Genomic DNA, 14,584 nt, shown 5'->3' on the forward strand with positions numbered 1-14,584 from the left:
TTTTCCCCTTGTCTGGATGTCTGTCTCCTGCCGCCCCTCTCCGGGGATCAGCCCTGCGCGCCGTAGCCGCCTCCGCCCGGCGTGCAGACGCGCAGCACTTGGCCGGCACGCAGCCGGATCTCGGCCGCCGCGGAAGGCAGCCTTCGTTCCTGCGGCGTGTCCGGATCGAGGATGAAGCGGCCCAGGCCGCCATCGCCGCCATGCTCGCTGCCGGCCGCCGCCACATGCTGGCGTTCGGAAGACAGGCTCAGCACGACGTTCTCGCCCAGGATGCGGTAATCGCGCAGGATGCCCGCGCCGCCACGGTACCGCCCGGCGCCCGCGCTGTCCGCGTTGATCTCGTAGCGTTCGATGAGAAACGGATAGGCCTGTTCCAGCGCCTCGACCGGCAAGTTGGACGACCCGGACGCATGCACCCGCACCGCGTCCATGCCGTCGCGGTACGAGCGCGCGCCCATGCCGCCGGCCAGCGTCTCGTAGTTCACGAAGTACTTGCCGGTGCGCGGGTCGTCGCCGGCCAGCACGATAAGCTGGTGCGGCCCGCTGCGGGCGAGCGCCTTGCCCGGCATGGCCTGCGACAGCGCCGTGGCAATGACGTCGCCGAGCACGGCGCACGAGATCGCGCGCGCCCCGATGGCGGCCGGCGCCACCGGGCCGACGACGGTGCCTTCCGGAATCCGGACCTCGATGGTGCGGAAGTACCCGGCGTTGGCCGCGATCTCCGGGTCGAGCATGCTCTTGAGCACCGTATAGACGGTGGCGATCAGCGCCCGGTACGGGATGTTGCGCGCCGACTGCAGCTGCGGTGCCGACCCTGCGAAATCCAGCACCAGCCGGCCGCGCCCGACGGTCAGCGCCAGCTTGATCTCGGCCGTCTCGCCCTCTTCGTTGCCGTCCAGGAAATCGCTGGACACGTATGTGCCCTCGGGCAGCTCCTGGATTGCGCGGGTGAAGCGGCGCTCGGTGAAATCGAGATAGCCGCGGATCGTATCCTGCAGTTCCTGCGTGCCGTAGCGCTCGAACAAGGCCTGCACCGAGCGGATGCCCACCGTGTTCGCGGCGATCTGCGCGCGAATGTCGCCCGAACGCTCTTCGGGCGTGCGGGTGTTCAGCAGCAGGATGTCCAGGATGTCGCCGTTGAGCGCACCGCCCGACACCAGCCGCACGGGCGGAATGCGCAGACCTTCCTGGAAAATAGAGGTGCAGACCGCCGCCTCGGAACCGGGCACCATGCCGCCGACGTCCGCATGGTGCGCGATGTTGGCCACGAAGGCCACGATGGCGCCCTCGTGGAACACCGGCGCGATCATGTTGATGTCCGGCAGGTGCGAGCCGCCGCCGTGATACGGGTCGTTCGCGATGAACATGTCCCCAGGCCGTATGTCGCTGCGCGACACCTTCTGCAGGATCGCGTCCACTACGCCGACCATCGAGCCCAGGTGGATCGGCACGCGCTGCGGCAGCGCGATGATGTTGCCGTCCGCATCGAACACGGCGGTGGAGCAGTCATGGCGCTCCTTGATGTTGGGCGAGAACGCGGCGCGCGTCAGGGCCGCGCCCATCTCTTCGGTGACGCCAAGCAGGTAGCGCGCGACGACCTCGGCGCGGATCGGATCGATGGGCTTGTTCATGCCTGGAATCCTTGCGTGTTGATGATGTCGGAAAGGTCAAGGTGCAGATAGCCGTACCGGTCGACGCTGGCCCGCGCGCCGGGCGGCACCACCGTCGTCGTGTCCATCTGCTCGACCACGGCCGGGCCGGTGAACGCGGCGCCCGCGAACAGCCGGTCGCGCTTGATGATCGGCGTGCGGACAAAGCCGGTGGCCTCGAACCACACCGACCGGTGCCCCGAGATGGCCGCCTGCAGCTCGCCGTCTCCGGCGATGCCGGCGGTGGCGGGCTTGTCCGAGCGGATGACCACCGCCCCCCGCACATTGACGATCTGGACGTCGTGGGTGGGCAGCTTGTAGCCCAGCATCGCCTCGTGCCGGTCGTGGAAGATCTGGCGCAATCCATCCAGCATCTGCGCATCGACCACAGGTGTGGACAACGGCAGCGTCAGTTCCGAGCTCTGCCCGGCATAGCGCATGTCGATCTGCCAGGTGCGCTGCACCTGGGCGCCCTCCCCAGCCGACTCGTCCTGCAGCCACGCCTGCATCCGCGCCTGCAGCGCCTCGAAGCCGGCGTTCACGCGGCCGAGCTGCGCCGGCTCCGCCGCGACGAGGCACGTCATGCAGAAGTCGCCGCGCTGGTCCGATTGCAGCAGCCCCTGCGCGGACAGCAGGCCGGGACGGGGAGGCACGATGACGCGCGACATGCCCGCGGACAGGGCCACCTCGGCCGCGTGCAGCGGCCCCGCGCCGCCGAAGGCCACCAGCGCGTACTCGCGCGGGTCCTCGCCCTGCTCCACCGAAATCACGCGCACGGCGCCCGTCATGTGCACAGTGGCGATTTTCAGGATGCCGACCGCGGCGTCCGCCACGGTCATGCCCAGCGGCTCGGCCACGATCTCGCGGATCGCGGTCTCGGCATTCGCGGGGAACACGTCCATGCGGCCGTCCAGCAGCGACACGGGACTGAGCCTGCCCAGCAGCACGTTGGCATCGGTCACCGTCGGCAGCGTGCCGCCGCGTCCGTAGGCGGCCGGGCCGGGATACGCGCCCGCACTCTTCGGTCCCACTTTCAACATGCCCCCGGCATCCAGCCATGCCAGACTGCCGCCGCCGGCCCCGATCGTGTGGATGTCGAATGTCGGGGCACGGACCGGCAGGCCGCGCATGGGGCGCTCGCTCTTCATGGCGGGGGCCAGGTCCTTCACCAGGCATACGTCGGTGCTGGTCCCGCCCATGTCGAACGCGATCAGGCCGCGTTCCCCGACGTCTGCGCCGGTGGCCACCGTCGCCATCACGCCGCCGGCCGGGCCGGAGAAGAACGTATTGATGGGCAGCTTGCGGACGGTGCGCGTGGTGACCGCGCCGCCATTGGACTGCATGACGCGCGCCGCACGCTGCACGCCGATCTCCTTGACGCCGAGTTCGAAGCGCTCCAGGTAGCGGTCCATCACGGGCATCAGGCTCGCGTTCACCGCGGTGGTGACGAAGCGTTCGTACTCGCGCAGTTCGGGCAGCACGTCCGCCGACGCGCACACATAGGCCTGCGGCCACTGCTCGCGCACGATGGCCAGCGCGCGCTGCTCATGTTCGGGGTTGGCATAGGCATGCATGAAGCACACCGCCACCGCGCCGACGTCGCGTTCCTTCAGCGCCGCGACGGCCCGCCGCACCGCGTCTTCGTCCAGGGCGGCGAGGGCCTGGCCGTCGCAGCCCAGGCGCTCCGTCACTTCGAAGCGGTCGACCCGGGCCGACGGCGGCACGGGCTTGGGTATGTCCAGATTGAAGTAGTGGGGCCGGCGCTGGCGCGCAATGTCCAGCACGTCGGCGAAGCCGCGCGTGGTCAGCATGCCGGTGCGCGCCCAGGTGCCCTCCAGCACTGCGTTCGTGGCGAGCGTCGTACCCAGCACGACGAAATCGACATCGGCCGGGGCCACGCGGCCCAGTTCCAGCAGTTCGCGTATGCCGTCCAGGATGCCCTGCGCCGGGTCCTGCGTACGCGTCGGCACCTTGTGGTACACGCACACGCTGCTATCGGTGTCGCGCAGCACCAGGTCGGTGAACGTCCCCCCCGTGTCGATGCCTATCCAATACTTTTCCATGATTCCCGTTGTTCCAGGTTCGGGACACCGTTTGACGGCGGCCCACAGGCGAGCCGCCATCTTGCGACGAAAGGCATCTCATGACTATTGGAATTTTCGAAGCTATTATTAAGAAATGCCTAATAAACTGAAGCTGCGTCAGCTCGAGGGTTTCGTCGCCGCTGCCGACCTGGGATCCTTCGCCCTCGCGGCTTCGCACATGGCGATGAGTCCACCGGCCTTTTCGCAGGCCATACGCGAACTCGAGGCCACGCTGGGGGTGGCGCTGTTCGACCGCACCACCCGCCGCGTCGACCTCACGCCGGCCGGCCAGCAGTTGTTGCACAGCGTGCGCCGGCCGTTGCAGGACCTGGACCATGCCCATGAAGAGATGCGTGCCCTGGCGCTCGGCCACCGCGGACGGGTGGCCTTCTCTATCCTGCATTCGCTCGCCTTCGGCATCGGCACGCGGGCGCTGGCCGCGCTGCGCGAGCGCCACGCCAGCATTTCGGTGCAGATGATCGAGGACCAGAACGACGTGCTCGTCGAGCGCGTGATGAACCGGGAGGTCGACTTCGGGGTCGGCATGTTCACCCACGCCAGCGACGACCTCTCGTTCGAGCCACTGTTCGTGGACGAGCTGGTCGCGGTCTTCGCGGCCGGTCATGCGCTGCGCAAGAGCCGGCAGGTCGAATGGGCGGAGTTGGCCGCGCATCCGCTGATCCTGCTGCCGCAGAAATCCAGCGTGCGCCGACTGGTCGAGGCCTCGATCCTCGTCACCGGCATGCCGCGCCAGCCGGTCCACGAAGTGGTCAGCATGGTCACGGCCATCAACATGGCTTCTGCGCGCCTGGGCATCACGATACTGCCGGCCCTGTCGCTGCCGTCGCTGAACATGCGCAAGGTCGCCTACCGGCCCATCGGCGAACCCAAGCCTTACCGGCAGATCGGCATTTTGCGCAAGCTGAGCCGGCCGGTCCTCGAGGCGGAACGCGTGGCGTTGGCGCAAATCCGCCGCGAGGCGCGCGACGCGGAAGGCGTGCTGCACCCGCCGCCCTGAACACCGAAGGCGCGCCTATCGCCCCTGAACTGCCAGCGCAGCGAAGACCTGGCAGGCCTGGTCGACGTCCGTCGACACGATGTGCCGGTGCGTGACGCAGCGCAGGACGTTGCGGCTCCACGGCCGCACCAGCACGCCCGACTGCGCGAGATCGGCCGCCCATTGCTGGGCCGGACGGCCGGTCTGCGACGTATCCACCATGACGATATTGGTCTGCGGCACGCTGACGCGCAGCGCCGGCGCCTGCTCACGCAATTGCGCGCTCAGGCGCGCGGCGGTCTCGTGATCCTCGCCCAGTCGCGCCACCATGGACCGTATAGCGACCAGGCCGGCGGCGGCCGCGATGCCCACCTGGCGCTGGCCGCCGCCCAACGCGCGGCGCATGGTGCGGATCCTGCCGGCCAGTGCGGCGGGGCAGGCCAGCACCGCGCCCATCGGCGCGCCCAGTCCCTTGGACAGGCACACGGCCACCGTGTCGGCATGCTCGGCCAGCGCCGAGGCGGGCACCCCCAGATACGCGGCCGCGTTGAACATGCGCGCGCCGTCCAGGTGCACGGCGGCGCCCGCCGCGCGCGCCAGGGCGGCGACGTCGCGCATGTACTCGACCGGCAGCACCGTGCCGCCGGCGCTATTGTGCGTGTTCTCCAGGCACACCAGCGCGGTGCGCAGCTTGCTGCGCCGCGAGTCCAGGGCGTCGGACAACAGGTCCAGGTCCATCGCGCCGCACTCGCCGCGGATGGGTTGGTAAAAGGCTCCCGTCAGCACGGCGCCGCCGCGCTCCGCCCCGTAGATGTGCGAATCCTCCTGCGCCAGCACGATGTCCTGGCGGGCCGCCTGCACCATGATCGTGGCCAGGTTGGCCATGGTGCAGCTTGGAAAGTACACGCCATCTTCCTTGCCCAGCAGCTCTGCCGTGGCCGCCTCGAGTTCGCGGGCGGTGGGGTCTGCGTCGAGCCCGTCGTCGCCCAGCCGGGCCGTCGCGATCGCCTCGTACATGTCTGCGGTGGGCAGCGTGACGGTATCGCTGCGCAGGTCGATGGCGTGGTTCGGTACGTTCGTGTTCTGGTTCATTGTGGCTGCCTGTCGTGGTGCGGTCCTGTCCAGCCGGACCGCCAAGTATGCGGGGCACGGGCCCCTGCTGAAAGTCCGCGCGGGCCGCGAATTGCGCTGTGCCTGCGGCCTGCTATGCGTACGCATGGCTCCTGGGGTACCTTATCGGCGCCCCGTCTCCATGTTCCTGCTCCGGTGCTTCCATGAATCTGCGATCCCTCGAGACGCTGCGCGCCATCCTCGTCCACGGCAGCTTCACCGCCGCCGGCGAAGCGGTGGGATGCAGCCCCAGCGCCGTCAGCCTGCAGGTCAAGCAGCTCGAGCAGTTCTTCGGACAGCCGCTGTTCGACCGCAGCACACGCGTCATCAAGCCCACGCCCTTCGCGCTGCAGATCGCCGCCGCGGCCGACGAGTTTGCGGACACGATCGCCTCGCTGCGCACGCGGCCCTCGATCGCCATCGAAGGCAGGCTGCGGCTGGGCGCCATCACCAGCATGCAGAGCGACCTGCTGCCCCAGGCGCTGCTGACGCTGCAACAACGGCATCCCAAGCTCGACGTCAAGATTCCTCCGCTGAACGACACCAACGAAATCCTCAAGGAACTGCGGGCCGGCAGGATCGACGTCGCGCTCGTGGTGCGTCCCGGCGGCGGCGGCTCCAGCCGCCTGGCCTGGGGCGACCTCGTGCGGCAACCCTACGTCATGCTCGCGCCTCCCGGCGCCGCGGAACGCAGCCCGCAGGCCCTGGTCAAGGCCCACGGCTGGGTCGCCTACGATACCGGCCTGCCCGGCGGCCAAGTCGCGGCGCGCCACGTGCGCAGCATCGTGCCCGGCGCGGCGTTCCGCATGGAGCTGAGGTCCATGGACGCCCTGGTGTCGCTGGTGTCGTTGGGCATGGGCGTCACGGTCATCCCTCGGCCACGCCGGCCGCTGGCGGCAGCCTACGGCGTCCAGGAAGTCGACCTGGGCAGGCACGCGCCGCACCGGCAGATCGCACTGGCATGGCGGCGGACGGACGAAGGCAACCGCAGGATCTCGGCCGTCATGGACGCCTTCGTCGCCACCTGCCGCTCCGACGCCTGATCCGCCGCGCCGCGTCAGTCGATGGTGACGCCCGTCTCCTGGATGACCTTGCGCCACTTCGCGCGCTCCGCGGCCAGGAAGGCATCGAACTCGGCCGGCGTGCCGGTGATCCGCACTTCCACGCCCTTGTCCGCCAGTTCCTTTTTCATCTCCGGCGTCGCAAGCGTCCGGTTGATCTCGCGATTCAACGTGCCGATGGTCTCGGGCGGCGTCCCGGCCGGCGCGACGACACCGTAGAACACGTAGTAGTCCAGCCCCGGGAACCCGGCCTCGGCCAGCGTGGGCACCTGCGGAAAATCGGCGTTGCGTTGGGCGGAAGTCACGGCCAGCGCGCGCAGCTTGCCGGATTTGATCAGCGGCGCGGCCGCCGACAGCGACGAAAAGTAGATGTCGACCTGGCCGCCGAGCAGGTCTGTCATGGCCGGACCGGCGCCCTTGTACGGCACGTGCACCAGCTTCGCGCCGCTCTGCCTGGCCCAGCTGGCCGACACCAGGTGGCCCACCGTTCCGTTGCCCGAGGTCGCATACGTCAACTCGGACTGCCGGGCGGCCGCCACGACATCCGCGATGGACTGGTAGGGCTTGCTGGTGGACACCACCAACGCCAGCGTTCCGGTGCCGACCAGGGCGACGGGCGCCACGTCGGTTTCGGGGTCGATCTGCAGCTTGCTGTACAGGTACTTCGCGGACACCAGGTTGCTCGTCTCGCCCAGGACTATCGTGTGGCCGTCGGGCGCGGCGCGCGCGCCATAGACCAGGCCGATCATGTTGCCGGCGCCGGGCCGGTTCTCGATCACGAACTGCCAGCCCGTGGATTGCGACACCTTGGCGGCCAGCAGCCGGGCCGTGGTGTCCGTGCCGCCGCCGGGCGGGCTGGGCGACACGAGGTGGATCGGGCGGCCGGGCGCGGGAAATGCCGCCGGCTGGGCGGCCGCCTGGGACGCGAACGCGGCGATGAGCAACAGGGCGGGCAGCGCGCCGGCGCGCATCAGCCTGTTGGGCAGGTACTTGTCGAGCATGATTTCACCTTGGTTCGACCCGGTACGCCCGGGCTCTGGGTTGCATGGATAAGAGGCTGGGCATGGGGGAATTCGGGCGGGGCCGTCCACGCTTCGAAGTGGCCGCACGGGACCGTGCCATGCATGAAATGGTAGCGTCGGCGCGCGCGGGGCAAGACGAGGTTTTCATAGACCAGCATTGAGTTTTCCTCATCAATCCGCACGCGCTTGCGCATGCGCCGTGGCAGAAAAGACTTGCCGCGCTCCAAGCCCTTTCGATATGCTGCACGGGTCGTATCAAGGCCGCGCAGAAGAGTCCAGCGATGCCGCTGGCGCCGACGGAGCAACCGCCCCGGAAACTCTCAGGCAAAAGGACTGCGCGGGCCAGACGATCTGGAGAGAGACGCATCGCGTCCACCGAAGGGGATACCGCGCGACGCGGTTCAAGCTCTCAGGTACCAAGACAGATGGGGCGCGATGGCCAACGGGCCACCGCCCTTCTTTTCGTCAAGGTACAGAAATGTCCCATATCGCCGTGATCGGCGCCGGCATCACCGGCGTCACGACCGCCTATCTGCTCCGGCAGGCAGGCCACGATGTCAGCGTCATCGACCGCCGCCTGTACGCCGCCATGGACACATCGTTCGCCAATGGCGGCCAGCTGTCGGCCTGCAACGCCGAAGTCTGGAACCACCCCGCCACGTTGGCCAAGGGCCTGCGCTGGATGTTCCGCAAGGACGCGCCCCTGCTGCTGAACCCCACGCCATCCTGGCACAAGTACAGCTGGCTCGCCGAGTTCCTGTGGGCCATGCGGAAGTATCGTCACAACACGATCGCGACCGCGCAGATGGCTATCGAGGCGCGCCGCCACCTGTTCGCCATGGCCGAGCAGGAAGGCATCGCCTTCGACCTGGAGAGGCGCGGCATCCTGCATTTCTATCATGACCGAGAGAGCTTCGAAGCAGCGGGCCGGGGCAATACGCTGCTCAGCCAAGGCGGGCTGGAGCGGCGCGCGGTCACGCCCGACGAGATTCGGCGGATCGAACCGGCATTGACCGGGACGTACTTCGGCGGCTACTACACGCCGTCCGATGCCACCGGCGACATCCACAAGTTCACGCGCGGCCTGGCCGATGCGTGCAAGCGGCATGGCGTGCGCTTCCTGTATGGCCACGAGACCCATGCCCTGCGCTTCGCCGGCCGAGGCGTGCAGGTCGACGTCTTGCCGCTGGACGCCGGCACCGACCAGCCGGCGGGGGATGCCGAACGCCTGGACGCCGATGCCGTGGTCATCTGCGGCGGCGTCGGCAGTCGTGGCCTGGCGGCCATGGCCGGCGATCGGCTGAATGTGTACCCAGTCAAGGGCTATTCGATCACGGTGCACCTGAACGACGCGCAGAGCGTGCACGACGCACCCTGGACCAGCCTGCTGGACGAACGCGCGAAAATCGTCACGTCACGGCTGGGCGAGGACCGGTTCCGCGTCGCGGGCACCGCGGAGTTCAATGGCCACAACCTGGACATCCGCGCCGACCGCATCGCCCCGCTGGTGCGCTGGGCGCGCGCGAACTTTTCCATCGACACCTCGCGCGTGGTGCCGTGGGCGGGGCTGCGCCCCATGATGCCCGACATGATGCCGCGCGTGCGCCGCGGGCGCAGGCCGGGCGTGTACTACAACACCGGGCACGGCCACCTGGGCTGGACCCTGTCGGGCGCGACCGCGGCGCAGGTGGTCGGTCTCATCCAGGCGGACCTGCGCTAGCCTCTGCGCGCTCGTCAAGCGGCGCATGCCAGTAGCGCCGCGCGGCGTCGCGCTGCGCCCACACGCGCAGGCCGTCGGGCGACGACCGGGCCAGGATCGCGCCCTGCAGATCCGTGCGCCACAACGTCGCGCCGGCCGCGCGCCAGCGCGCCACGACCGCCGCGGCCGGATGTCGGAAGCGATTCAGGTGCCCCGCCTGCACGATGACGTGCGCGCCCTCGGCCGCCCGCACCAGCGCATTGCCGGAAGACGTGTTCGATCCGTGATGCGGCGCCGCCACCAGGTCCAGCGACGGCAGCTCGGCCGCATACAACGCCTCTTGCGCCGTGCCGGCGTCGCCCGGCAGCAGCATGGCGTGCGTGCGTCCCTGGACCAGCAGCACGCAGCTGCGGGCGTTGTCGTCGCTGGCGCGGGCAGCGGCGCGGACACCGCCGCGACCGCCGGCCGCGGGCGGATGCACGAAGCGGAACGTCACTTCATCGACTTTCCATTCCATGCCGGCTTCGCAGGCTTGCATGTCATGCGGCATGGGTGGCGCCTCATTCCAGCCGTCGGGCCGCTTCGCGCCCTCGCGCCGCAGGTGCGCGCTGATGTCGAACGAGGCATACGACACGGCCACCGGCATGGCGGCCAGCACGCTGCGCAAGCCGCCGGCATGGTCCAGGTCGGCATGCGAGATGACCAAGGCGTCCAACGCGCGCACGCCGCGCGCATGCAGGTACGGCACCAGTACGCGCTCGGCGGCATCGGTGCCGTCGTGGCGGCGCGGCCCAGCGTCGTACACCAGCACGCGCGTGGCGGTCTCGACGACGATGGCGGTGCCCTGCCCCACGTCCAGCGCCGTCATGCGCCAGTCGCCGGGCGGCGGCCGCTCGGGACGCCAGCACAGCAGGGGCAGCGCGCACAGCCAGCCCAGGTGCCGCAGCGGCCAGCCCGGCGCCTGCAGCGCCCACACGCATCCCGCCAGCGCCAGCATCATCAGAGGCCATGGCGCGGCGGCCACGTCCAGCGCAGCCCAGTCGGCCTGCCCGATCCAGGCCACGGGCACCATCACCGCGGCGAACAACGCATGCCCTATCCATCCCGCCAGCCACGCCGCCGGCTGCGCGCCCGGTATCGCGGCCAGCGCGCCGCACAGCAGGGCCAGCTGCGTGACCACCGTGCCCACGATGGGGATGGCGATGGCATTGGCAAGCGGCGAAGCCAGCGACACCTGGTGCATCAGGAACGCCAGCAGCGGCGTCAAGGCCAGGGTGATGGCCCCTTGCACCCGCACGAACTCGCGCAGTGTCGCCCTCACCCGCTCGCGCGGGCCGCGCGGCGGCGGCCTGTGGTTCTCGGCCACGCGCATCAGCACCGCCACCGCGCCGAACGACAGCCAGAAGCCCGGCGCCAGCAGCGCCCACGGATCCAGTGCCACCACGCAGCCGCCCGCCAGCAGCAGCACGCGCGACGCGCCCAGCGGCAGCCGCGACAGGCCCGCCAGCGCCACCACTGCCAGCATGAAGAATGTACGGCGCGCCGGCACGCCCCAGCCCGCCAGCAGGCAATAGGCCAGCGCCACCACCAGCGCGGCGACGCCGCCGGCCAGTTGGGCGGGCAGGTATTCGGCCAGTCCGACGCCGCGCCAGCGCACCCGCCGCCATAGCCAGGTGGCCAGCAGCCCGCCCGCCGCGGCCATCATGGTGACGTGCATGCCGCTGATCGAGACCAGATGCGTGATGCCGGTGCGATTGAAGACCTGCCAGTCTTCCCGCGCCACGCCGGCCTGGTCGCCGATGGCCAGCGCGATCAGCACCGGGCCGTAGCGATGACCTTGCATCGCCTCGCGCATGCCGGTTCGTATGTGCTGGCGCAGCCGCTCGATGGCTACGCCGGGCGTGGCCCATGGATCGTCCTCCACCAGTTGCGGACGTCCGCGCACCGTGCCGACGGCGCGCACGCCTTCGGCGAAGTCTCGCAGCTCGGCATCCCAGGCATGCGGGTTCGAAGGGCCATAGGGGCGGCGCAGCACCAGGGCCATGCGCCAGCGCTGCCCGGGCAGGACTTCCGGCAGGCGATCGACCTCGCCGGGCGGACCATTCCAGGTGACGCGCAGCCGCGCGGGAACGCCCGCGGGCCGGCTGGCATCGGCCTCGGCCACGAAGCGGCGCTGGCCGGCATCGTCGCGCGGCAGGCTGACCACCAACACGGTAAGCCGGGTGACCTGGTCGTTGTGCGCGTCGGCCAGTGCGTCGTGCAGCCTGGCCTGGGCCTGAAGGCCCGCGTTGGCCATGCCCGCCAGCAGCCCCGCGGCCGCGACGCAGGAGAGACGGCCGGCGCGATGGCGCCAGACGAAGGCCCCGGCGATTGAAACCAGGGCCGCCGATGCCGCAGCCCACAGCCACGCGCAGGCCGGCAGCCGCGCCAAGGTGTGGATGGCCGCGCTGCCCAGCATGAAAGCGACAAGGAAGAGACGGCCGGCGATGATGGCAAGGCTCCGAAAGCCAGGCAGCTTATCGGAGCAATCGCGGCCTCGGGCAAGGACCGGGACGATTCGATCCCTGCCGATAAGCCAGAACGTCTGTCTCCGCAGCCGCCTCCCCGCGGACAGCGTGACTGGCAAACTGTGGAAGCAGATCGCCGCTACAGCGATCGCCCCCGTATTGACATATCGGAAAACCTCGATATAGTGTCGCCATGGACCTGCTCGAAATATTCAAAGCCCTGTCGAACCGGACCCGCCTTGAAATCCTTAAGGGTTTGAAGGATCCGGCCAAGAACTTCCCCCCGCAGGATGAAGGGGACGTTCATACGGTGGGCGTGTGCGTCAGCAGCATTCAAGAAGGCGTGGGGCTGTCCCAGTCGACGGTTTCTGACTACCTGGCAACGCTGCAACGAGCGGGCCTGGTCGAAGCCAGGCGCATCGGCCAATGGACCTACTACAAGCGGAACGAAGCAGCCATCAAGGCGCTTGCCGCACGCATCGGGAAAGAGCTGTAATTTTTTTGCCCTAAAATATCGGTAATTCCCGATATCCCTTTTTCTAGAAACGAGGAATGCAATGAAAGCGATAGTTCTCAAGTCATTCGGCGGCCCGGAATCGTTCGAACTTTCCGAGGTACCCAAGCCGGTGCCGCATGCCGGCCAGATTCTGGTCCGGGTACATGCCACGTCCATCAATCCATTGGATTACCAGGTTCGACGCGGCGATTATCCCGAGCTGGTGCAACTGCCGGCCATTACCGGGCACGACGTATCCGGCGTCGTCGAAGCAGTCGGGCCGGGTGTGACGTCCTTCTCCCCGGGAGACGAAGTCTGGTATACCCCGCAGATATTCGACGGATCGGGAAGTTATGCCGAATACCACGTCGCCGCCGAAAGCATTATCGGCAAGAAACCTGCCTCGCTGAGCCATCTCGAAGCGGCAAGCCTGAGCTTGGTTGGCGGGACGGTGTGGGAAGCACTGATCGTACGCGCGGCGCTGAGAGTCGGCGAAAGCATTCTGGTGCACGGCGGCGCGGGAGGCGTCGGTCATGTGGCGATCCAGCTGGCAAAAGCCATGGGAGCAAGAGTGTTCACGACCGTGCGCGAAGCAAACTTCGAGTTCGCACGCAGCCTGGGGGCCGATGTGCCCATCGACTACGAAAAAGAGGATTATGTCGACGCCATCATGCGGGAAACGGGTGGCCGCGGCGTCGATGTCGTGTTCGACACCATCGGCGGAGACACATTGTCGCGCAGTCCCGACGCGCTCGCGCAACTGGGCCGCGTCGTCACGATCGTGGACATTGCAAAGCCGCAGAACCTCATCCAGGCCTGGGGCAAGAACGCCAGTTATCACTTCGTCTTCACAAGACAACACCGCGGCAAGCTCGATGAGCTGCGTGCACTGATAGAGCGCGGTCAGCTGCGGCCACACGTCGGCGCCGTCTATTCGCTTGCCGATATTCCGCTCGCCCATGCCCGGCTGGAAAGTCCCAACAACGGCATTCGAGGAAAAATCGCGATTGCGGTCGACCGTGGGCTCATTCCGTAAATACGCATGGGACGCGGCGGCCAGGCGATGCTAGAGCTTCTGCCGCCGCAACAGCTTCGCCAGCTCCGCCGCGCCCATCACCGACATCCCTTGCGCCTTGGCATACTGCCAGGCGTTGTCCGACACCTGGCCCAGCGCGATGAAAATCGCCTCGCGCGCGCCGCGCTGCCCGCGCGCGGCCTGCAGTTCGCGCAAGGGCTCGACGCCGATGCGCGCGGCCTTCCACCGCTTGGCGCTGACCAGCGCCACGTTGCCGTCCTTGGTCAATGAAAAATCGATGCCCGGCAGATTCAGCCGCTGGACCTCGCATCCATCGCTCTTGAAGCCGGCCTCGACCGTGCCGGCGAACTCCGCCCACGACATCGCGCTGGTAGCTTCGGCCACGGCCTGCACCCGCGCCTCGGAAGGCCGCGTCAACTGCCGGTACGCGGCGATGATGGAAATGACCGCGAACGGCACCGCCCCGAACACGCCGAACCAGACCATATCCTTGGGCAGCGCCGCCACCGCGCCGCCGCACAGCAGCACCGCCACGCCGGCGCTCATCCACCACGGCGAGCGCAGCAGCACGGCGAAGACGGAGTTCCGGGACATCTTGAGTTTCATGGCGGTGGCTCGCTGGTTGCGGTGCGCGATCGAAGTGATCGAAGCGATCGGATCAGGCTTCGTCGCCCTCGGCCTGGCGCACGACGATGCGCACGTCGCCGCAGGTGACGATCTGCCCGCCGCGGATCTTGGCCGTCTTGCGCGTTTCCACCACGCCTCCCACGCGGACCAGGCCCTGCGCCACCAGCGCCTTGCCGGCGCCGCCGCTGTCGCAGACTCCGGTGGCCTTCAGCAACTGGTTGACTTCGATGTAGGAGCTGCCTTGGGCGAGCGTGAATTCGATGAGGGACATGCGTATTCCGGTGGATCGAGCGCCG

At 68.6% G+C, this 14,584-nt stretch carries 12 protein-coding genes and 2 riboswitches; of the genes, 5 read left to right on the forward strand and 7 right to left on the reverse strand.

The features are described 5' to 3' along the window. Positions 1–47 precede the first annotated feature (47 nt). On the reverse strand, positions 48–1,631 hold the full coding sequence (locus tag CAL15_RS09220) for a hydantoinase B/oxoprolinase family protein (RefSeq protein ID WP_086078317.1): 1,584 nt from the start codon (positions 1,629–1,631) through the stop codon (positions 48–50). Further along, positions 1,628–3,712 (reverse strand): hydantoinase/oxoprolinase family protein, encoded by a 2,085-nt coding sequence (locus CAL15_RS09225; RefSeq protein ID WP_198299191.1) that lies wholly within the window; start codon positions 3,710–3,712, stop codon positions 1,628–1,630. Before CAL15_RS09225 ends, CAL15_RS09220 begins: the two co-directional genes overlap by 4 nt. Positions 3,713–3,827: 115 nt before the next feature. Here CAL15_RS09225 and CAL15_RS09230 point away from each other — a divergent pair, with 115 nt between their 5' ends. Beyond that, positions 3,828–4,751 (forward strand): LysR family transcriptional regulator, encoded by a 924-nt coding sequence (locus CAL15_RS09230; RefSeq protein ID WP_086078319.1) that lies wholly within the window; start codon positions 3,828–3,830, stop codon positions 4,749–4,751. Between the two features lie 15 nt (positions 4,752–4,766). Here CAL15_RS09230 and CAL15_RS09235 read toward each other — a convergent pair whose 3' ends face one another. Next, positions 4,767–5,822 (reverse strand): threonine aldolase family protein, encoded by a 1,056-nt coding sequence (locus tag CAL15_RS09235; RefSeq protein ID WP_086078320.1) that lies wholly within the window; start codon positions 5,820–5,822, stop codon positions 4,767–4,769. A 182-nt stretch (positions 5,823–6,004) separates the two neighbouring features. Between CAL15_RS09235 and CAL15_RS09240 the strand changes: the two genes are divergently transcribed. Continuing rightward, positions 6,005–6,883, forward strand: coding sequence for a LysR family transcriptional regulator (locus CAL15_RS09240; RefSeq protein ID WP_086078321.1), 879 nt, complete (start codon positions 6,005–6,007; stop codon positions 6,881–6,883). 14 nt (positions 6,884–6,897) lie between these two features. Here CAL15_RS09240 and CAL15_RS09245 read toward each other — a convergent pair whose 3' ends face one another. Next, positions 6,898–7,902, reverse strand: a complete 1,005-nt coding sequence (locus CAL15_RS09245; RefSeq protein ID WP_086078322.1) for a Bug family tripartite tricarboxylate transporter substrate binding protein — start codon at positions 7,900–7,902, stop codon at positions 6,898–6,900. Between the two features lie 277 nt (positions 7,903–8,179). Then, positions 8,180–8,269, forward strand: a riboswitch (glycine riboswitch). Positions 8,270–8,272: 3 nt separating this feature from the next. Beyond that, a riboswitch (glycine riboswitch) is annotated at positions 8,273–8,350 on the forward strand. A gap of 51 nt (positions 8,351–8,401) precedes the next feature. Between CAL15_RS09245 and CAL15_RS09250 the strand changes: the two genes are divergently transcribed. After that, positions 8,402–9,643, forward strand: a complete 1,242-nt coding sequence (locus CAL15_RS09250; RefSeq protein ID WP_086078323.1) for a D-amino acid dehydrogenase — start codon at positions 8,402–8,404, stop codon at positions 9,641–9,643. Here CAL15_RS09250 and CAL15_RS09255 read toward each other — a convergent pair. Further along, the gene (locus tag CAL15_RS09255; RefSeq protein ID WP_086078324.1) at positions 9,621–12,080 is read right to left on the reverse strand and encodes a DNA internalization-related competence protein ComEC/Rec2; all 2,460 of its coding nucleotides are present in this window, start codon (positions 12,078–12,080) and stop codon (positions 9,621–9,623) included. The genes CAL15_RS09250 and CAL15_RS09255 overlap by 23 nt on opposite strands. Positions 12,081–12,322: 242 nt before the next feature. Here CAL15_RS09255 and CAL15_RS09260 point away from each other — a divergent pair, with 242 nt between their 5' ends. Together CAL15_RS09260 and CAL15_RS09265 are read left to right on the forward strand one after the other, a co-directional pair. After that, positions 12,323–12,625 (forward strand): ArsR/SmtB family transcription factor, encoded by a 303-nt coding sequence (locus CAL15_RS09260; RefSeq protein WP_086078325.1) that lies wholly within the window; start codon positions 12,323–12,325, stop codon positions 12,623–12,625. A gap of 61 nt (positions 12,626–12,686) precedes the next feature. Then, a complete protein-coding gene (locus CAL15_RS09265) occupies positions 12,687–13,661 on the forward strand; it encodes a zinc-dependent alcohol dehydrogenase family protein (protein WP_086078326.1) in 975 nt (324 codons plus the stop codon). Positions 13,662–13,691: 30 nt separating this feature from the next. Here the strand turns inward: CAL15_RS09265 and CAL15_RS09270 are convergent, their stop codons facing one another. Both CAL15_RS09270 and CAL15_RS09275 read right to left on the reverse strand, forming a co-directional pair. Then, on the reverse strand, positions 13,692–14,267 hold the full coding sequence (locus CAL15_RS09270) for a restriction endonuclease (protein WP_086078327.1): 576 nt from the start codon (positions 14,265–14,267) through the stop codon (positions 13,692–13,694). A 52-nt stretch (positions 14,268–14,319) separates the two neighbouring features. After that, positions 14,320–14,559 carry an RNA-binding S4 domain-containing protein gene (locus tag CAL15_RS09275; protein WP_086078328.1) on the reverse strand — a complete coding sequence of 80 codons (240 nt, stop codon included), beginning with the start codon at positions 14,557–14,559 and terminating at the stop codon, positions 14,320–14,322. Positions 14,560–14,584 lie beyond the last annotated feature (25 nt).

Source organism: Bordetella genomosp. 13, assembly GCF_002119665.1.
GTDB lineage: Bacteria > Pseudomonadota > Gammaproteobacteria > Burkholderiales > Burkholderiaceae_B > Bordetella.